Source organism: Umezawaea endophytica (assembly GCF_025061645.1).
Taxonomy (GTDB): Bacteria; Actinomycetota; Actinomycetes; order Mycobacteriales; family Pseudonocardiaceae; genus Umezawaea; species Umezawaea endophytica.
Genome location: NZ_JANYMP010000004.1, coordinates 1 through 939, shown reverse-complemented (window position 1 = coordinate 939; position 939 = coordinate 1).

Sequence of the window (939 nt, the reverse complement as noted above, 5' to 3'; positions counted from 1 at the left end):
CGAAAAGAGCCACGACGTGCGCTAAGAATCGGGGTCCGGCCGGGGTGGGGTTTGGAAGGGCAGTGGGCGCGGGTTGGTCACGGGGGTGGGTTGGGGCCGGGGGCCCGGAAGGCTGCGGAGGGTGGGGGGTCTGGTTGCGGCCGGGGGCCCGGAAGGCTGCGGAGGGTGGGGGGTCTGGTTGCGGCCGGGGGCCCGGAAGGCTGCGGAAGGTAGGGGATGAGTTGAGGCCGGGGGCCTGGTCGGCTTACGGAAGGTGGGAGTCGCGTTTAGGCCGAGGGCCCGGATGGTGGCGGAATGCGTGGGGCAAGTTGGGGCCGGGGGCCGTGAGGGCTGGTTGCGTAGTGGGTTGCTTTCAGGGTCGACTTCGTCGGAAAGCAGGGTGTTCAGGAAGTCGAGGTATCGGCCCCAAAGCCGGCCTTTCAGCCACACGAACAGGGCTCCAACCCGGTCTCTCGGACACGCGAACAGACCCCACCCAGTGCATTCCGGCTGCCAAACGGCCCCCGGCTCCAACCCGGCTTCCCCACCATCCGGCGCTCAACCCGGCCCCCGGCCTCAACCGGACCCCACACTCTCCGGCGCCCAGCCGGACCCAACCCGACCTCCCACTTTCCGGCCGCCTTCCGGGCCCTCGGCCGCAACTCATCCCCCCCACCTCCTGCCGCCTTCCGGGCCCCCGGCCCAACCGCACCCCCCACTTTCCGGCCGCCTACCGGGCCCCCGGCCCAAACCAGACCCCCCACCCTCCGGCGCCTTACCGGGCCCCCGACCCCAACCGGACCCCCCACCTTCCGCACTTCCCCGGCCCCCGGCCCCAACCCACCCCCGTGACCAACCCCCCACCCACTGCCCTTCCAAACCCCACCCCCGGCCGAACCCCGACTCTTGCCTCCCTCATGGCCGTTGTGGCTTGTCAAGGCATCTTTCCCGCCTTGACAA